Source organism: Sphingobacterium sp. GW821-FHT03E03, from assembly GCF_059420745.1.
Window position 1 is genome coordinate 136,131 of the sequence record NZ_JBWKUH010000009.1, and the last position, 18,701, is coordinate 154,831.

At 37.8% G+C, this 18,701-nt stretch carries 15 protein-coding genes; 10 read left to right on the forward strand and 5 right to left on the reverse strand.

Features of this window, described 5'->3' with window-relative positions:
• The first annotated feature begins 67 nt into the window (after window positions 1–67).
• Complete coding sequence (locus AC07UV_RS12640) at window positions 68–496, forward strand: Fur family transcriptional regulator (RefSeq protein ID WP_120262141.1); 429 nt, start codon at window positions 68–70, stop codon at window positions 494–496.
• A 260-nt stretch (window positions 497–756) separates the two neighbouring features.
• Window positions 757–2,889: a ribonuclease R gene (gene rnr, locus AC07UV_RS12645; protein ID WP_495184019.1), complete on the forward strand. Its 2,133-nt coding sequence runs from the start codon at window positions 757–759 to the stop codon at window positions 2,887–2,889.
• 74 nt (window positions 2,890–2,963) lie between these two features.
• On the opposite strand, the gene AC07UV_RS12650 is transcribed toward rnr, so the two are convergent.
• Window positions 2,964–3,443: a hypothetical protein gene (locus AC07UV_RS12650; RefSeq protein ID WP_495184020.1), complete on the reverse strand. Its 480-nt coding sequence runs from the start codon at window positions 3,441–3,443 to the stop codon at window positions 2,964–2,966.
• A 360-nt stretch (window positions 3,444–3,803) separates the two neighbouring features.
• On the opposite strand from AC07UV_RS12650, the gene rpsL reads away from it, so the two are divergent.
• From rpsL to rpsJ, 4 genes are all read left to right on the forward strand, one after another.
• Window positions 3,804–4,217 (forward strand): 30S ribosomal protein S12, encoded by a 414-nt coding sequence (rpsL, locus tag AC07UV_RS12655; RefSeq protein WP_100340149.1) that lies wholly within the window; start codon window positions 3,804–3,806, stop codon window positions 4,215–4,217.
• A 19-nt stretch (window positions 4,218–4,236) separates the two neighbouring features.
• Window positions 4,237–4,704: a 30S ribosomal protein S7 gene (rpsG, locus tag AC07UV_RS12660; RefSeq protein ID WP_046671863.1), complete on the forward strand. Its 468-nt coding sequence runs from the start codon at window positions 4,237–4,239 to the stop codon at window positions 4,702–4,704.
• A 133-nt stretch (window positions 4,705–4,837) separates the two neighbouring features.
• The gene (gene fusA, locus AC07UV_RS12665) at window positions 4,838–6,961 is read left to right on the forward strand and encodes an elongation factor G (protein ID WP_495184021.1); all 2,124 of its coding nucleotides are present in this window, start codon (window positions 4,838–4,840) and stop codon (window positions 6,959–6,961) included.
• 128 nt (window positions 6,962–7,089) lie between these two features.
• Complete coding sequence (gene rpsJ / locus AC07UV_RS12670; RefSeq protein WP_028070501.1) at window positions 7,090–7,395, forward strand: 30S ribosomal protein S10; 306 nt, start codon at window positions 7,090–7,092, stop codon at window positions 7,393–7,395.
• Between the two features lie 73 nt (window positions 7,396–7,468).
• Here the strand turns inward: rpsJ and AC07UV_RS12675 are convergent, their stop codons facing one another.
• The 4 genes from AC07UV_RS12675 to AC07UV_RS12690 all read right to left on the reverse strand — a co-directional run bounded on the left by AC07UV_RS12675 (window position 7,469) and on the right by AC07UV_RS12690 (window position 10,770).
• Window positions 7,469–8,059 carry a porin family protein gene (locus AC07UV_RS12675; protein ID WP_495184022.1) on the reverse strand — a complete coding sequence of 197 codons (591 nt, stop codon included), beginning with the start codon at window positions 8,057–8,059 and terminating at the stop codon, window positions 7,469–7,471.
• 786 nt (window positions 8,060–8,845) lie between these two features.
• Window positions 8,846–9,667 (reverse strand): nuclease/transposase family protein, encoded by an 822-nt coding sequence (locus AC07UV_RS12680; protein ID WP_495184023.1) that lies wholly within the window; start codon window positions 9,665–9,667, stop codon window positions 8,846–8,848.
• A 3-nt stretch (window positions 9,668–9,670) separates the two neighbouring features.
• Window positions 9,671–9,940, reverse strand: coding sequence for a hypothetical protein (locus AC07UV_RS12685; RefSeq protein WP_495184024.1), 270 nt, complete (start codon window positions 9,938–9,940; stop codon window positions 9,671–9,673).
• A 17-nt stretch (window positions 9,941–9,957) separates the two neighbouring features.
• A complete protein-coding gene (locus AC07UV_RS12690; RefSeq protein WP_495184025.1) occupies window positions 9,958–10,770 on the reverse strand; it encodes a sigma-70 RNA polymerase sigma factor region 4 domain-containing protein in 813 nt (270 codons plus the stop codon).
• Window positions 10,771–13,989: 3,219 nt separating this feature from the next.
• Here AC07UV_RS12690 and AC07UV_RS12695 point away from each other — a divergent pair.
• From AC07UV_RS12695 to AC07UV_RS12710, 4 genes are all read left to right on the forward strand, one after another.
• Window positions 13,990–14,538, forward strand: coding sequence for a hypothetical protein (locus tag AC07UV_RS12695; RefSeq protein ID WP_495184026.1), 549 nt, complete (start codon window positions 13,990–13,992; stop codon window positions 14,536–14,538).
• Between the two features lie 47 nt (window positions 14,539–14,585).
• The gene (locus tag AC07UV_RS12700) at window positions 14,586–15,248 is read left to right on the forward strand and encodes a hypothetical protein (RefSeq protein WP_495184027.1); all 663 of its coding nucleotides are present in this window, start codon (window positions 14,586–14,588) and stop codon (window positions 15,246–15,248) included.
• Between the two features lie 239 nt (window positions 15,249–15,487).
• Entirely contained in the window at window positions 15,488–16,390 is a 903-nt protein-coding gene (locus tag AC07UV_RS12705; RefSeq protein WP_495184028.1) for an Abi family protein, read from the forward strand.
• A gap of 747 nt (window positions 16,391–17,137) precedes the next feature.
• On the forward strand, window positions 17,138–18,694 hold the full coding sequence (locus tag AC07UV_RS12710; protein WP_495184029.1) for a hypothetical protein: 1,557 nt from the start codon (window positions 17,138–17,140) through the stop codon (window positions 18,692–18,694).
• Window positions 18,695–18,701: the final 7 nt, after the last annotated feature.

The following is an 18,701-nucleotide window of genomic DNA, read 5'->3' on the forward strand; positions in this document are numbered from 1 at the left end:
TATCGGTTTTCTTATGCGGATAAATTCCGTATTTTTGTAACTGATCTAAGATTTAACGAATAAGTCCATGGAACAATCCAATACTGTATATCCAGAAATTCTGAAACGAAATAGTTTAAAAATCACCCAACCCCGCTTAAAGGTGCTTGAAATTATTTCAACGAAAGATTCGGCTATTTCCCAGCCGGAACTGGAGAAATTATTGGGTAAGGATATTGACCGTGTGACATTGTATCGTGTATTGGCCAGTTTTGAGGAAAAGGGTATTATCCATAAGATCTTTGATCTACACGGGACCGCTACCTATGCCATGTGTTCCACCAACTGCTCCGAACATGACCATCATGACCAACATGTGCACTTCATCTGTCGAGTATGCAACTCGGTCTATTGTCTGGACGAAATTACATTGCCAAAAGTGTCTATCCCCGATGGATTTAGTTTGGAGGCGATTGCCGTAAACGCGCTCGGTGTATGTAATCATTGTAAAAAATAAATCACAACGTACAGCTTCAAAACAATTTTTCGCTTGATCTGTCTATAGTTTGAGAATTGGATTCGCTCCGATTGGCTCGGCTATTGTACAGGTGAATGCTGATTTTTTTTGTACCTTGTATCAACACCATAATCATACTGAAGAATGATTGCGCATAGAGTTGGTTTATTGTACCTGCGGGTCTAATAACCACTGTTTTACACACTAGCGATCATACAAATGACTTGGTGGCTAATACGAATGAGTAAATAATAAAACGAATGAAGACAAGAAAAGATAATCCCTATAAAGAGGTATTAACACAACTGATCATCGATATTTTCGAAAAATCAGGAAACAAGCCACTCAACTATAAACAAGTTTCTTCCAAATTGAATCTGACGGACAACGATTCCAAAGTTGCCATTGCAGATATTTTACAGGAAAATGTGCGAAGCGGACTTTTTGTGGAAGTAGAACGCGGAAAATTTAACCTGAAACAAATTAAAGTATATGTCACCGGAAAAGTGGATATGACGGCAGATGGTTCCGCCTATATTATTCCTGAGGATGAATTTGAAAACGATATTTATATTGCGCCGCGTAAACTAAGACAAGCCCTGCATGGCGATATTGTCAAGGTGCACACTTTTGAGAAAAGAAAAGGTGGCCGCAAAAAAGAAGGTGAAGTTATTGAAATCCTACAACGGGCCAAAACCGACTTTACCGGAACGATCAGCATTTCAAATAATTTCGCATTTTTTATCGCCGATGATCGCAAGATGTTGCACGATATCTTTATTCCACTGGACAATCTGAATGGTGCCAATGACAAAGAGAAAGTCGTGGTCTCGATCATTGACTGGCCAAGTGGTAGTAAGAATCCGGTAGGAACAGTCAAGCATGTTCTGGGCGTCAAAGGTGAAAACAACACCGAGATGAATGCGATCCTGGCAGATTATGGCTTTCCATTGGAATTCCCGAAGAAGGTAGAAGATGAGGCCAATAAAATCACGGAGAAAATCAGCAAGGAAGAGATTGCCAAGAGACGTGATTTCAGAGGGGTCACGACCTTTACGATTGACCCTGCGGATGCTAAAGATTTTGACGATGCCATATCTTTCCAAAAACTGGAGAATGGCAATTACGAGATCGGTGTGCATATTGCCGATGTATCGCATTTTGTGATTCCGGATACCGAGTTGGATAAAGAAGCATTTAACCGCGCGACATCAGTCTATCTGGTAGACCGAGTCATTCCAATGCTTCCGGAGCGTTTGTCCAATGGCGTATGTTCATTACGCCCACATGAAGACAAACTTTGTTTTTCGGCAGTATTCGAAATGGATGAAAAAGCGACTATTCATGAGCAATGGTTCGGCCGTACGATTATCCATTCGGACAGACGGTTTAGCTATGAAGAAGCACAGGAAGTTATCGAGACGAAATCCGGTGATTTCAGCCATGAGCTATTAAAATTAAATGAGCTCGCTTATATCCTTCGTGAACGTAAGTTTAAAAATGGTGCGATTGCCTTTGAAAGTGAGGAGGTTAAATTCACCTTGGATGAAAACGGCAAGCCTACGGGTGTATATACCAAAGTACGTAAAGATGCCCACAAGTTGATCGAAGACTTTATGTTGTTGGCCAACCGTAAAGTGGCTGAATATATTGGTAAGCAAGGCCGTGGTAAAAACAAATTAACATTTGTATACCGTTACCACGATGTTCCGAACCCTGAGACATTGACTACATTTTCGCAATTTGCTGCACGTTTTGGCCACAAATTGACCATTAAAACAGACAAAGAAACTGCGAAATCCCTCAACGCTATCATGACCAAGATCGAAGGTAGCAAGGAACAGAATATGCTGACCTCCCTGGCGGTGCGCTCCATGGCCAAGGCAATCTATACAACGAAGAAAACAAGCCATTATGGATTGGCATTTGACTATTATACCCATTTCACCTCCCCTATCCGTCGATATCCGGATGTGATGGTACATCGTCTTTTGCAGTTCTACCTGGATGGCGGGACAAAGGTCAATGCCGAGCACTACGAGAAAATGTCGGAGCACTCTTCACAAATGGAGAAAAAGGCAGCTGAAGCTGAACGTGCATCTATTAAATACAAACAGGCGGAATTCCTACAAGACCAAATTGGTACCGAATACACGGGTATTGTATCAGGTGTGACCGAATGGGGCATGTATGTGGAGATTCAGGAGAACAAGTGTGAGGGTATGGTACGCTTGTGTGATATCACGGATGATTTCTATGTACTGGATGAGAAGAACTATGCGATTATTGGCCAGCGGAAGAAAAAGAAATTCCAATTGGGTGATGAGGTTCAGATCCGCGTGAAGAAAGTAGATCTGGATAAAAGGCAGATAGATTTTACGTTGTTGTCTTAGCATCACAAAATAAAAAAGGAGAATGAGTTCTCCTTTTTTATTTTGTGATTACTTTTGAAAAAAGTATGTTGCTTTTATTCAACCTCGCTAAATCTGAATATCTTCAAAAACTGAGGATCAGCATTCTTAACGATAACTTTGCTACCTTCTTCCACTACTTTCCCATTATCTTCAATTTTCCAGGTGACAGTAAATGGTGTCGTTCCAAATTTAAATCCACTCATAGTTAAATCACCAACCTGAAACTTTTCCAATGATTTAAATATGACAGTTTTTCCTCCATTAAAATCATCGGTCCCTAATTTTATTATGTCATCAGTCACTTTCACACCATTTACATTCCAGTCCACAAAAACACTGTTTGTTTTCATTCCGCTGATAGATACTTCAAAATTATCATTTTCAGCCTTTTTAAATTCTTTTGACACGGTAATTGTTGCCGTGATATCATGATCTTTGAAGTTCACCGGTTTTGGATCATCATCTTTTGAACATCCAACAAAAGCGAAGGTCACCAGCGCCAATACCATTGCATACATTAATTTCATTTTCATAACTTGAATACTTTAATTTGTTTCTACTAAAAATTACCTGTTGGTTTTCAACAAATGTCCTACCAAAGGGCAGAAAAATCAAGCAAAATCTCCAATATACTCAGAAACCAGTAGATTGAAAATTGTAGGGAAACTGGAAAATAAAATGCGTATTCTTCGCGAGGGAGAGATAAGCCAGTAATTTGAAAGTACATTTCAGACAGAGTTGGTTACCGCTATATAAAGGCAAGGATGATGAATGGTCTTTTCAAAAAAATAATCTAAATTTTATATACTAACTATTTAATATTCAAAACGAAATCAGTATCTTTGCGAACTTAAAATAATTTAGGTATCAAATTTATAAACAAAAACAGGTAAATGCCTACTATTCAACAATTAGTTAGAAAAGGTAGAGTAGCTCTGGTTGATAAGAGTAAGTCACCAGCGTTGGACTCATGTCCACAGCGAAGAGGTGTATGTACACGTGTATATACTACTACCCCTAAAAAACCAAACTCAGCAATGCGTAAAGTAGCTCGTGTACGTTTAACAAACGGTAAAGAGGTCAACGCTTACATCCCTGGAGAAGGTCACAACTTACAAGAGCACTCGATCGTATTGATCCGTGGTGGTCGTGTTAAGGATTTACCAGGTGTGCGTTACCACATCATCCGTGGTGCATTAGATACTTCAGGTGTAGCAGGTCGTAACCAACGTCGTTCTAAATACGGAACTAAGCGTCCTAAACCAGGACAAGCAGCTGCAGCTCCAACAAAAGGTAAAAAGAAATAATTAAACGGAGGAAAGAAAAATGAGAAAATCAAAACCGAAAAAGAGAATCATTTTACCTGATCCAAAGTTTAACGACGTTCAGGTAACACGTTTCGTAAACAATATGATGGTAGATGGTAAAAAATCTATCGCTTATTCTATTTTTTACGATGCAGTAGAATTAGTAGAACAAAAAACACAAGAAAGCGGTTTAGAAGCTTGGAAAAAAGCTTTGAACAACGTTATGCCTGCTGTTGAAGTTAAATCACGCCGTGTGGGTGGTGCTAACTTCCAAGTTCCTATGGAAGTTCGTCCAGACCGTAAAATCGCTTTGGGTATGAAATGGTTAATTTCATACGCTCGCAAACGTGGTGAAAAAACAATGTTTGAAAAATTAGCAGGAGAAATCATTTCAGCTTCTAAAGGTGAAGGTGCTGCTGTTAAGAAGAAAGAAGATACGCACAAAATGGCGGAAGCTAACAAAGCGTTCTCACACTTCAGATTCTAATTTTGAAGACATTCAAAAAAATATGATTACACCGACCTCCGATAAACGAACAATCTTTTATCAAGGTCGGTGTACTTATTTAACATTACATTTAAACACATAAGGCCGATAAGGCCAGCTGCTTAAAAATATTATGGCAAGAGATTTAAAATTCACTAGAAATATCGGTATCGCTGCTCACATCGATGCTGGTAAAACTACAACAACTGAGCGTATCCTTTACTACTCAGGTGTAAACCATAAAATTGGTGAAGTTCACGAAGGTGCTTCAACAATGGACTGGATGGAGCAAGAGGCTGAGCGTGGTATTACAATTACTTCTGCTGCTACTACAGTTTTCTGGCAATACCGTGGTAGTAAATACCAAGTAAACGTAATCGATACTCCTGGACACGTGGATTTCACGGTTGAGGTAAACCGTTCATTACGTGTATTAGACGGATTAGTATTCTTATTCTCTGCGGTTGATGGTGTTGAGCCTCAATCAGAGACGAACTGGAGATTGGCAGATAACTATAAAGTTCCACGTATCGGTTTCGTTAATAAAATGGACCGTTCAGGAGCTGACTTCTTAAAAGTTGTTGGTCAAGTAAAATCAATGTTAGGTTCTGACGCTGTCGCTTTACAATTACCTATCGGCGCTGAAGATACTTTCAAAGGTGTTGTTGATTTAATTAACAACCGTGGTATCGTATGGAATGAGCATGATAAAGGGATGACCTTTACAGAAGTTCCTATTCCTGAAGATATGGTGGACGAGGTTGCTGAATACCGTGAGAAATTATTAGAAGCAGTAGCTGGATATGATGAGACTTTGATGGAGAAATTCTTCGAAGATCCAAATTCATTGACTGAGCGCGAAATCTTAGATGCTTTACGTAAAGCCGTATTAGATAATGCGATCGTTCCTATGGTATGTGGTTCATCTTTCAAAAACAAAGGTGTTCAAACCATGTTGGATCTAGTAATGGAATTATTGCCTTCACCTCTTGATGTAGAGGCTGTAAAAGGTACTAACCCTGAAACTGGCGAAGAAATCGAGCGTAAACCATCTGTTAACGAGCCTTTCGCAGCTTTAGGTTTCAAAATTGCGACTGACCCATTCGTAGGTCGTTTGTGTTTCATCCGTGCTTACTCTGGTAAGTTAGATGCAGGTTCTTATGTATTGAACACGCGTTCAGGTAACAAAGAGCGTATCTCTCGTATCTTCCAAATGCACGCGAACAAGCAAAACCCTATCCCTTTCATCGAAGCTGGTGATATCGGTGCTGTTGTAGGTTTCAAAGACATCAAAACTGGTGATACACTTTGTGACGAAAAAGCACCTATCGTATTAGAGTCTATGACTTTCCCTGAGCCGGTAATCGGTTTAGCGATTGAGCCTAAAACTCAAGCTGACGTAGATAGATTAGGTATTGGTCTTGGTAAATTAGCTGAAGAAGATCCTACATTCGTTGTTAAAACTGACGAAGAAACTGGTCAAACAGTTATCTCTGGTATGGGTGAGCTTCACTTAGAGATCTTGATCGACCGTTTGAAACGTGAATTCAAAGTTGAGGTAAACCAAGGTGCTCCTCAAGTATCATACAAAGAGTCTATCAACGGTACTACTGAGCACCGTGAGGTATTCAAAAAACAATCAGGTGGTCGTGGTAAATTCGCGGATATCAAAGTTGTTATCTCTCCAGCGGACGAAGATTTCGATTTAACTAAATCACCTCTTCAATTCGTTAATGAAATCGTTGGTGGTAAAATCCCTAAAGAATTTATCCCTTCTGTTCAAAAAGGATTTGAAACTTCAATGAAAAATGGTGTATTAGCAGGATTCCCATTATCAGGAATGAAAGTTCGTTTGATTGATGGTTCATTCCACGCTGTCGATTCAGATTCATTGTCTTTCGAATTAGCTGCTCGTCAAGCATACCGTGAAGGATTGCCTAAATGTTCTCCAGTGTTAATGGAACCAATTATGAAAATAGAGGTTTTAACACCAGAAGAAAACATGGGTGATGTAATGGGTGACTTAAACCGTCGTCGTGGTCAAATGCAAGGTTTGGATTCACGTAATGGTGCACAAGTAATCAAAGCATTGGTTCCACTTTCTGAAATGTTCGGTTACGTAACTCAATTACGTACAATCACTTCAGGTCGTGCAACATCTACAATGGAATTTGATCACTTCGAAGAAGCTCCTCGTAACGTTGCTGAAGAAGTAATCGCAAAATCAAAAGGTAAAATCAAAGGTTCTGTTGAATAATAGAACTCAAGAATAAAGGGACAAAGATGAAGGACTATAATCTTTTATCTTTGTCCCTTAAATCAAAAATACACACCGATTGCTAGTTGTGAATAGCTCTAATTAGCAATCATTTTAAATAAATAAAAATGAGCCAAAGAATCAGAATTAAATTGAAATCTTACGATTACAATTTGGTTGACAAGTCAGCTGAAAAAATCGTAAAAACAGTAAAACCTACAGGTGCAGTTGTTAGTGGTCCTATTCCATTGCCTACTGAGAAAAAAATCTATACGGTATTACGTTCACCACACGTTAACAAAAAAGCACGTGAGCAATTCCAATTGTGTGCTTACAAAAGATTGTTGGATATCTATTCATCAAACGCTAAAACTGTTGACGCATTGATGAAACTTGAATTACCTTCAGGTGTTGAAGTAGAAATCAAAGTGTGATAGATTTCAGTCACTGAAAACAAAAAGGGCCTTTCGTAAGAAAAGCCCTTTTTTCGTTTGTTATACTTTTTACTTAGAACTGGTAACCAACACCGACTGAGAATACGCGGTTTTTAATTGAAGATTCCCCTGAGTCTTTAGCTATGTTTGTCAATCCCAAACCATATCCCCCATTAATCAGGAATCCATTAGTTAGTTTAAATCCAGCCAAAACATTTAGACCTGCGTCAAAAGTTTTAACACCAAAATCACCAAAACTACCGCTTTCACTTACGTTACCGCTTTTTGCCTTAGCGTGAATACCAAATCCAGCATATGGACCAGCACCTATAAAGACATTTCCTGCATCTCCTGTAGGTATGCTATATACAAAATTGACAGGAACTTCAATATACATCAAATTTAACTTTGTATCTTCAACATCTTTACCTCCTTTACCTTGTAAGGAAACTCCAGGCTGAATACTAAAATTATTTGCTAGTGGCATATCCGCATAACCAGAAACATAAAAATTAGTAGAGGTGTTAGAAGTTTCACTAATATTACCTTCTGCTGCTTTTAATTTTGAAAAATTGAGACCCGCTTTTATACCATAAGAAGTCTGTGCTTTTGCTCCAGCAATAAAACATAGTGCTGCAGCGATTGAGAGTAATTTTCTTTTCATTAAAAATAAATTAAATATAGAACAAAAATAAGAATTAATATATCGAAATACAACTAAAAACTTTTATCGTAGAAAAATCAAATTTAGAAATTCATCATGTTGAAAGCGCAATTAAATCCAGAATTTCTTAACAATGAGGAAGACAGATTTATCAGTAATTTTGTACAGCGTAGAGATATGTTTGAACTGCCCCGACAGAAGAAATTACATAGCCATATCCAAAATATTTTTTTTGTCCAGAAATTTAAACCAAGTACTATACGATTAAATAAGCACATTCTTCCTATTGTTTTCTAACATCCTTCTAAGTTTCACCTGCTATTGGCCTACAGTTTTCCTACTATTGACTTACTACAGTAAGGTGATTGTAGGCCAATAGTAGACCACAAGTGGGACAACAAGCGAAGAAATTCAGGAAAAATGACAAAGAAAGCAGGAAGTTAGTGCGATTACCATTGCTGCAACTTGTTCATTGTTTCTTCATAACTCATTCGGAAACACTTCGCCCCTTATTCGCCTATCACCTTACTTTTCTCTACTCATTCTCTACTGATTCCCTACTTATTATGTAGGGAATCAGTGGAGAATAGGTAGAGAATATATTAGAGCATGCCAAAGATGGTACGAACAAAGGGCGAAGCAATGGTGAATATAAAGTGAAGCACTATAACCTGCCAACTAAATTTATTCGATCAAATAATTCCAGTTTTCTAACACATTCGGTATTTCCCAAGTCTCGGATTTGGTTTTGTAGTTATACATAACTCGTGCGTTCTTTTAGAACTACTATTCAACAATAAGGTTTATACCGACCATTTCGGCTTTATACTTAATCTTTTCGATAAGGCCATAATAGCTCCAGTTGCGCAACAGGAATTGATCCTCTTTGGCGATTTCTTCTTTATTGAATTGATTGACCAATAAAAGAGTACCCGCCTGAGCTCTGACACATAGCTCGATCAACCGCTTACTATACAGGTGAAGTTTAGCATTTACATAGTTTTTTTCCTTATCATTATAGTGCTCCAGGCTCTTCATCTTTCGCTTTCTTCCCCGCCCCCCCTTATCAAATGCGGCGGCTTTCTGTAATCGGTGCCTTGCAGCCTGGATAGCCATACGGCGATAGGTGAACTCTTCCTTGTTACCGATCTGAAAGGATTCCTTACCGATAGTCACGGCAATTGGATGTTCGATGGAGAGGGAAGCTTCGGCGATAACATTACCTTTTAACTCCTTAATCTTCTTCGGAAGCTGGAGCGCCAGCAGCAGAAAAATTTTGCCTTTGACGATTTTGATCGCACTGCTACAGATTTTGATCTGCCCCACAAGGGCGCGCTGGAGCAGTACCCTTTTATCCGAGCGATCTTTACCAAGGTAGGTACGAAAAGGTATTTTGAACAGTGTAAATCTAAAATCTCGATTATTCTCATCTTTGCTCAAGTTTAACCGTCTGCCGGGAAAAGGAATGGGTATATCTTTTTTGTAATTGCGGAGCGATTTTTCACCCTTCCAGTAGGAGAGGCGGTCCGCCTGAAAATATTTGATCAGAGAAGTATTGATCTGGGACAGAATTTCCGTTGGTACCCGTCCTTTAAAATAACCGGACAACAATCAGTAAGTGGTGTTCATCCGTGAAGTATTCAGTATACCTTCTGAATCCTTTGTCCGGTCTGCCAGCTTTACTTTGACATCATCCTGTAGATAGACCAGGTCTTTCAGGTTCTCCTGCACATATTGATGCGTGATCACCATATTGGCGCCACGGAAAGCAAGATCCTGCCATTCGAATAGCTTTTTAAAGTATTCCGTCCGTTTTTCCTTATCGTCGCAGTTCACGAATATCTGAATTTTGCGGGTCAGCACTATTGTATCACTAGCCATATCTCTATTTATTTGGTTTATGCCATTTCTTTTACGGACTTAATTTTTGCGTGCGCATTTATGAACAATGTGCGCACCTGTCCACCGTCCAATTGTAATGCTTCAGAGATCCGGTCAAAGGAATATTGCAGTTCATAGCGCATACGGAAGACTTCGGCTTCGTCTTCCGTCATTTCACCATTCAGCCTGAATTCAGCAGGCTTTGCGATAAGTTGCATTTTCTCTTCACTATTCAGGATGTTGCGCAGCAGCTCAATTGTTTTCTCCACTCTCAGACTAATCTCATAGTCTGATATTCCGCCCATATAATAAGCGATACGTTCGTAGTTGAAACTATATTTGAGACAGAGCCGGATAAAGAGCTGCTGGTCCGTATTCAGGTTGGGAAGAACTGCATGCAACCGTTCCAGTTTCTTTTTTTTCTCCTCTTCCAGCTGTTCAAGATACACGACATCTTCTTCCTGATCTTCTTCCAGTTCGTAGCCCAGCATAAACTCCTGATAGTCTTCGATGCTGTCCAGACGGAGTAGGCTGCGATGAAATCTATTTCGGGATTTTTGATAGAAAGCCCGAATGGCAGATCTGACCTGAGATTTTAAAAAGTCAAGTATGTCGGCTTCGGAATTTACGTTTTCACGGAAAAGCCAGAGACGGAGGAAAGCCTCCTGAACGATACTTTCGCCGGCACATTCATCATCCGTGGCACGCTGTGCCCGAAAGAAGAAGTAGTCATAAAACTTCTGATAGAAGAATTTGAGGCCGGTTTCATCCCCTTGATGCAGGCTTTCTAGTGCTGATTTAATGTCTTTATTAGATAAAATTAGGTTCATATTTAGTTTTTAGGGTTAACAGTATGTCAAAAACTTACCACAGCTCCGGCGGACTTGACGGATTTTTTGGAAACCGAAGCCGGGTAAGTCTAAATCCTTATGTGTTTATAAAAACTTATTGGTATTGAGGAAGGACCGGGAAAAGCTTGTTCTGCTAATTTTTAGACTTTTAACTCCTTTAAGCTAGAAATCTTTTGAAGTTGCATATACCTAATCTTTTGATAACTAAAAGGATCCTAAAGGTGACTATGGATCAACAACACTGTCAGTGATTTCAATTTCTTTATTAAAAAGGTATTCAGTGAGTCGCCTTTGCGCTCACCCTATGGCTCAACAAGAAGCCTCTATATATAATTTCGTGAACTTTAATGCTAACATTTCAAATACCTCCGAAAAGATCAGGAAAACATTGCTTTGCTAATTTTTAGACTTTCAACTCCTTTTAAGCCAGAGAACGTTTGAAGTTGTATATCCCTTAATCTTTCGAAAATCACCACAGCCTAATTTCTATTATTGCTATGCTAAATCCAAAACAACGAAAGCCGGCTATAGACCGAGACACTGTCGGTGATTTCATTTTTTTATTAAAAAAGAGTATTTAGTGAGTCGCCTTTACGCTCACCCTACGGCATAACAAGATGCCTCAATATATAATTTCTTGAATATTATTACTTATTTTATCAAGTACCTCCCGAAGGATTGATAAAACTTTGTTTTGCTAATTTTTAGGCTTTTCAGCTCCTTATTAAGCCAAAGAGCGTTTGAAGTTGTATATTCCTATTTAGTTGCAGCTGGCAATTTCAAACTTATTTCAGAAACGGAATTACGAGTTGTTATTACTCTAAATGTATAAGCACTGACAACTAACCGAATCACAAAGGAATGTTCCATAAGCTGTGTATACGTTATTTTCTGTGATTGCTAACATCAAATTTATGATTAGAGACAATTATATAGTATTCGTGTATACCCTACATCTTAAGGTCATCAACATCTGGAAGAATAAATTTTAAATGCTAATTTGTTGTATATCCCTACATTTTGATATCATCAATAACCCAGCTCCTATTATAGCAATAATAATCAAGAACAAAGGCTAAAATTTAACCCAACATCTTTATTAAAAAAGGGTATTTAGTGAGTCGTCCTTACGCTCACCCTACGGCATAACAAGATGCCTCATTTAATAATCGGACCGATCTGCAAAACTTCTCGCCAACTTAAATCCTATTTCTTCAATACCAATAAGTCAAAGAACGTCCGTATCATTACACGCAAAATAATTTGCGTATAAAAATGTATAGCACCTTTATTCCGGTGGCTTTATCTTTTTCCTAACACTTATTTTTTTATTCATTGGTTTTTAATTGTCCAACAGCATATTCTTCTAATCTACCTTCCCCTACTATTCCTTCAGGGTGTTGGAAATTCGTTTATGAACTCGATAAATGACCAACGTATTTTAAAGCGTTCTGAGCGATTATTTCATTTTGAAAAACGACAGCCCTTCTTCCCTAATTCAAACCTACAGACGCGCCGAAACCCTTTAATTTTTACACGGTATTTATCCGCTCCACTTGCCAAAGCATTTTTTTCTTTGATGGACTGTTGTTTGCGCTACCCAGCTTCCACCAGAGATTCAACGGATTGCTACCGCAAGCCTGTATCTTTCCGGTAGCTCTTTAGTATCTTCCCAGTACCTTTTTGGTACACTCCCAGTAGCTTAACGGTGAATCGACTGTAGTTTCTGATGCTAGTGATCCGCTATTTTCTATGCTTTAGAAATTGGTTTTCCTGTACGATCCTTGTCTTTAGGCTGTGCTTGGACAGTCTTGTGATAGGGTCAGGCTTGTCTCATGCTTGCATTTTTGTTGTGTCAAACTAGTAAGGTCCTTGTGCGGACGCTGTTTGGCTCGAAAAATTTTAGCTGAGTTTAAGTACCTACCAACTCCTGACCAACTTCGCCCTTTCTCCCAGCGTTGCTCGGAATTTCTTCGGATGGGCTTCGGGTCACCCTCGGGAAAAATCAAAGGAAAATTCGAGGGAGACGGATAGCCCACTGCATAAAAGGTAGAAGAAAGGGCGAAGTTAATTCGAAAATTGTCAGAAGAAGATGCCCTTTCGGCTCCCCTTCGGGTGCTCTTCGGCAACGCTTCGGGAACTCTTCGGGGCTTGTTCGAGACATGTTCGGCTACGCTTCGGGAACGTCCCGAAGAACAGCCGAACAGCAGCCGAAGCACTCCCGAAGAAGGGCCGACGCAGGTACGGAGCAGCCCCGAAGGCCAGCCGAACAAAGCCCGAAGGCTGCTCGAAGAAATCTCCCGCTTAATTATTTTTTGATCGTTGCTCTGCGAACGTTTTTGTAGCACTGGACAAGTACCTTTATAGTACATTTTTCCATTGTCAATTTTCTTACGCAACGATTGCGTAAATAGTGCTATATCTGTGCTTAAGTAGTGCTTAACACGTACTTGGAATATACGGGTAAAATACAGTTGAAAACTGTCTAGTAACTCAGGTAATTGAACCCTGATTTTTTTTGATTTAATTTGGTTTGAGTAAGAGGAATCTTGTCCAGTAGGCAGTTCACTCCCACCCTTGTAAAAACTGTTCATTTTTAAAGGAGTTGAAGGTTGTGACCTGCTGACTCGGATATTGATACTTACAAACGTATCTTATTGCTCCTAAGCCTAGCTTAGGTCACAAATAATAAAATTGTTGTAAATGCGAGAAGCGCAAGACGTTAAAATGACAGTTTCAAGTAATTCATAATTGGTTCGATACGTCTTCAGCAGCTAGGAAAGTCATCGTATGACTTTGGTCACCGAGCTACTCGGGGGCCGTGATAATGTTTTTTAATGGCTGTTTTTTGTTCATAACTCGTTTATTGGTAACGAGTCTTTTCGGTAGGTCTCCTCATGATAAATGTGGGACTGCACACCGTACCTGAAATAAAGTTTCTGACGCCTTACACACCACGGATTTACAGCAGTACCCACATCTATCTGTTATGCAAATATAACATAAAAGTATAGACATGGGTGTTTAATCTGCTGTCTTGCGGTGTGGCGTCAGAAAATACAGGCACAAGACTCTTTGATTTAAACACCAATGAAGACTTTCAATCTTCTATTAATTAAACAAATATAAACACTTTTTAAATAAAATGCAAATTTAACATAACATTTGATTTTATAAATTTTAACGCTATTAGCTGTAATGAAACCAAAAGGGAAAATTACAGCGTTTGCTCAACACATTATAGACACATTTAGAGTTCTCTATCTTGAAGAGGAAATATCAGGAAGAGAGTTTTCTCGGATTATTACAGACAAAACAAATCCTACAAGAGTTGGCGGTATTGAAAGTGAATATAATAATGAGAAATACTCTCCTGAGCTTACGAAAAAAGCTTTAAACCATTTCGGATTAACTATGCAGGATATTTTACCTGATGAACTGCTAAATGATGATCAACTAATAGAAAAAACTAGAATACCCATTCTGAAAAAGATGAGCATTAAAGCTGCACTTAATTCACTTATACAGGATGGCTATTTTGATACCCCGCGTCTACGTGCTGAAATCACCTCTTATTATAACTCTTTTTTATCCGAAGAAGACAAAAAAGCAGATTCAGATATTTCATCATCTTTAGAAAGTTTATACATAGAGGGAAAAATGCTAAAAATTCAATCGAATGACGCCGACGACAAGAAAGGCAAACTTATTCGCTTTGTCCGCAACATGGAATTGAAAGAAGATTGAGTCTTTTACCCTTTATTTCCTAAATTTGAATTTGTATCACTCATTATATGCCGATTATCATACCCACACTTTCGTACGAGCTTAATACCACAGTCCGAATGCATCGTGAAGCCAAAGGCTACACACAGGAGGAATTTGCGTTTTTGATTGGCAAGGACGTCAAGGAGGTGGAAGATAATGAGGATCTCACGACTGATTCTGCATATGATATCAATCACACTAATTTCTATGCAAGGGTCTTGGGAAAATTACCCAAAGATATGTTTTTCAAGAATTCATTTGAAGAGGCTACCATTAAGATATATGCCACGAAAACAGAAATAGAAAAGAAGAATACCGGTAAGAAAACAATTAAATTTAAGGGAACGGGCAGCTTTAACAAAAAGTCAACCGTGATAGAATCCTATTCCATTCCAGTAGATCCAGATTATGATGTCTCTTCAGAAGACCAGGCTTTGGTCTTGAGCATACTTGAAGATTGGCTAAAGGATGGGTATTTTAAAGAGGGCGTTACTGGTTATAAACTTTACCAAGACTTATTAACCAAAGCAGGATGCGGAGAAATACAACTGCCTGACTCTTTTCGACCTATCCTCGTATCGCGCGCAATCACAACTCTGTCCAATAAACGCAAAAAACCTAAATTACTACCACATAGAAAGCTGCCTAAAACAGCTGAGAAGTGGTTATTGTATAAGGAGGATGTTTAAACTCTTGAAGTTTTACTCACATAATCTTTCCACAACCTTAAGAAGATGCAATTGTCAGGATGGTCCTAAAATTTTTCTGACATCTAATATATTGGTTTATGTTCATTACACTTTTATTTTAAATTTGCAAAAAAGTAAACAGATACTTATCTTTGTAGCAACAGTACACGCCACGCTACCCGTAAGAACAGCGTCCCAGGGCGTGTCTTTTGTTTTATAACCTTTTTAAGCCACATTCTATGTATGAAAAGAAAGCTTTCACGATAGATGACCAAATTCAACAATTAAAAGATCGCGGATTATTTATCTCTGAATCTGACAATATACAACATTATTTATCTCATATCAGTTACTATAGACTGGCTGGTTATTGGTGGCCAATGCAAGAAGATAAAACTGCCCACAAGTTCAAGCCAAATGCTAAATTTAGTGATGTACTGGCATTATACAATTTTGATAGAGAATTGAGAATACTATTGTTTGATGTTATTGAAAAACTTGAAATAAGCTTAAGAACCAAATTAATCTATCATCTTTCTCATGAGTTTGACCCATGGTGGTTTCAAAATTTCAATATTTTTCAGAATGCCAGTGACCTTGTAAAAACTTTAGCTGCTCTGGAGGAAGAAATCGGTAGATCAAAAGATATTTTTATAAAGGAACACAAAAAGAAACATAAAGATGATGGACGCTTCCCTCCTGCTTGGAAATCTTTAGAACAAACAAGTTTTGGCGCATTATCAAAATTATATGGAAACCTAAAGAATGACGTAGTTTCTAAAGATATCATTGCTAAAGAATTCGGCACTGTTAACCATACCTATCTCCCAAGTTGGCTTCAGTCTATAGCCCAAATAAGAAATTATTGTGCTCATCATAGTAGATTATGGAACAGAAATTTACCTGGAAGCCCAAAACTTTTGAGTAATCCTCCCCATTCATGGATTCAGAATGTTCCGAAGCCACATGAATTTCAATTTCTTTATATCCATTTATGCTGCATGAAATATTTATTAAATATCGTTCAACCGGAAAACTCATTTACTATCCAATTAATAGGGTTATTAAAGAAATATCCAAATGTTGATCCGAATGCATTAGGTTTAAAAGAAAATTGGGAATCAGAAGCTCTATGGAAATAAAATTTAAAACAAATTTTACTCTGTAAAAAAATAAGGCAGGTCTTATCCAGAAATCGACATTTTAGTATTGCAGTAATTCAAGACAATCTTAACTACAATTATTTGCTTTAACATCAAGGTTATAATTTTCAAACTATGCCGGCGCAATGAAAGAGCCTGAAAAGGTGGACTCAAAACGGAACTCACTGTGCACTGAATCTACTTAGATGTTCAACTTGGCAATAACACGGTATTAATTTGCTTTCTATCAAATCCCTCTATCAGAGAAGGTCGATATTGGGTATCCCCAAGAAATAACCTAGCAAAACCAACTATTTTTTCGTTGTGAATAGCAATCTAGTGCTTAGAATTCCAATACTAAATCAAAAAAACTCTAAGCTGCTTATTCCTAATCATTTTCAATATTTAATTGAAAGTAGCCCAGTTAACTGCTTCACGCAAATCTAAGCCATGAAGTTTAAAGCTCTGTACATTTTAACCTTAACATTAAATTATCAAAGAAAAACACATAAGCATAACATTTATTTGAAAATAAAAGAAATCAAAAACCACAATATACAAAAAATTCAGAGAAACTAAATTTCAAAAATAGTTATTATTTCCTTTAAAAACACCCAAAATAATGACAAAAAGTCATTATAATTAAAAAACAAGAGAAATAAAAACAAAATAATAAATAAAAAAAACAACATATACAAAATAAATATTTATATTTACGACATCTAATTATATAAATAAATTTCAAAAATGAGAAAAATTTTATTTTCAGCTATTTTACTTTCAAGCATTATAGCCTGTAAGAAGGATAACCTCTCTTCTGAGAGCGATCAACAACAAATCGAACAAAATTTATTAGATGCCAAATCTGTCTACAAACAGGAATTTTCTAAAGCTTTTGCTAAGGCTTTAGCCTCCAACTCGGAATTAAGAGCTTTTATAAAAAATGAAGCTCTAAAAAAGTTTGACCAAGATTATGATATTCTTTATCAGATGGTAAAAGATGAAATGATTGGGGATAAAAAATTCAAGGATATTATTGCTGAACAATATGAAAAGAAAGAAAATTTAAATGAATTGGATCGACTATATCCAACGCTTACAATTTTTGTCCCTAAGCTACCGATGAATAGTTTTTCGGCTGAAAAATGGAACACTCAAACAGAAATTCCTCAAGTAGCCTATACATTAAATACAACGGCCAATGTCCCTATTGTGAATGAAAAGGGTGAAGAATATATTTTAGATGCCAAGTACACCCCTTCCTTCCCTATTGTCGTTATAAAAGAGAATGAGGTGGTAAGAGTAAGTTCTGGACAGACTAACCTATCAAAAGTTTCAGCTTCTAATAAGAATAACGCAATAGGTACCGAAAAACAATTATTGAAAAGTAGTTTATACACCTTCGAATTTTTAGATGAAGCATTTAACGGCTTAAATGACAGTAATCAAAAATCATCGTCAAAACTTAGAGCATCAACAATAAATGCCTCTGCAATTGATTCTAAAATAAAGACAGCTTATGACACCTATAAAAACACAGATGGCTGGCAACGAGACTATATCTATTATGATATTACCCCTGGACAGCCAAAAGGTAAATTCAACTACGATTATCAAGAACATATCACATCATTCAGTATGAATGACGCCAATAGCCTAGGAGTTATTTCTGATCAAGAGGGAGATCCACGCAACAATAAGAATTATAATGGCCCGAGATGGTCGGGTGGACCTTACAGTCCATGGACAGCAGGGAGTTTTAGGTTCAAAGTAAACGTATTAGTCAATGCAAAGAATTCCGTAGGAGCTAGTTTTGATAAATATATTACTATAGATCCTTCAGACTTATATGATGCTAAGTACAGAACATTTAACTCTCGTTTCCAGGATATTTGGCTACTGGAGTCCATCACTCCTAAAAAAGTACCTCTAAATATCCCTTTATTCAACTGGGATTTAAGCGAATATGCATCAACTATTAAGATAATCGTAGAGGAGGTCGACGACACAGCAGAAGAAAGCAGATCTGAAACCCGCGTAGTTAAATTCGCTACCAACTTTGGAATTGATGCTTCGTTGGGAAATGAAAAAGCTAAAATTGGATTAAAATTTGGGGCAAGCTTAGAAGAAGATAAAACATCTACAGTATCTTATAAAGTCACTAAACAAAGTGACCAATTGGGGGATGTAATTGTTAATTTTGCAGATAAGATTGCAACGGCTTTTGATGGATCGTCCTATACAACGAGAGAATACAGCTCGGGAATGTATACAATCGGTATTGAACCACGAAGAGTCCAATAACTGTTCA

What these genes read in the sequence shown, in the direction of transcription:
- rpsL (WP_100340149.1), top strand. Translation starts at nt 3,804, where the DNA reads ATGCCTACTATTCAACAATTAGTTAGAAAAGGTAGAGTAGCTCTGGTT.
- AC07UV_RS12690 (WP_495184025.1), bottom strand. Translation starts at nt 10,770, where the DNA reads ATGAACCTAATTTTATCTAATAAAGACATTAAATCAGCACTAGAAAGC.
- AC07UV_RS12695 (WP_495184026.1), top strand. Translation starts at nt 13,990, where the DNA reads ATGAAACCAAAAGGGAAAATTACAGCGTTTGCTCAACACATTATAGAC.
- AC07UV_RS12650 (WP_495184020.1), bottom strand. Translation starts at nt 3,443, where the DNA reads ATGAAAATGAAATTAATGTATGCAATGGTATTGGCGCTGGTGACCTTC.
- AC07UV_RS12710 (WP_495184029.1), top strand. Translation starts at nt 17,138, where the DNA reads ATGAGAAAAATTTTATTTTCAGCTATTTTACTTTCAAGCATTATAGCC.
- AC07UV_RS12685 (WP_495184024.1), bottom strand. Translation starts at nt 9,940, where the DNA reads ATGGCTAGTGATACAATAGTGCTGACCCGCAAAATTCAGATATTCGTG.
- rpsG (WP_046671863.1), top strand. Translation starts at nt 4,237, where the DNA reads ATGAGAAAATCAAAACCGAAAAAGAGAATCATTTTACCTGATCCAAAG.
- AC07UV_RS12675 (WP_495184022.1), bottom strand. Translation starts at nt 8,059, where the DNA reads ATGAAAAGAAAATTACTCTCAATCGCTGCAGCACTATGTTTTATTGCT.
- AC07UV_RS12640 (WP_120262141.1), top strand. Translation starts at nt 68, where the DNA reads ATGGAACAATCCAATACTGTATATCCAGAAATTCTGAAACGAAATAGT.
- fusA (WP_495184021.1), top strand. Translation starts at nt 4,838, where the DNA reads ATGGCAAGAGATTTAAAATTCACTAGAAATATCGGTATCGCTGCTCAC.
- rnr (WP_495184019.1), top strand. Translation starts at nt 757, where the DNA reads ATGAAGACAAGAAAAGATAATCCCTATAAAGAGGTATTAACACAACTG.
- rpsJ (WP_028070501.1), top strand. Translation starts at nt 7,090, where the DNA reads ATGAGCCAAAGAATCAGAATTAAATTGAAATCTTACGATTACAATTTG.
- AC07UV_RS12705 (WP_495184028.1), top strand. Translation starts at nt 15,488, where the DNA reads ATGTATGAAAAGAAAGCTTTCACGATAGATGACCAAATTCAACAATTA.
- AC07UV_RS12700 (WP_495184027.1), top strand. Translation starts at nt 14,586, where the DNA reads ATGCCGATTATCATACCCACACTTTCGTACGAGCTTAATACCACAGTC.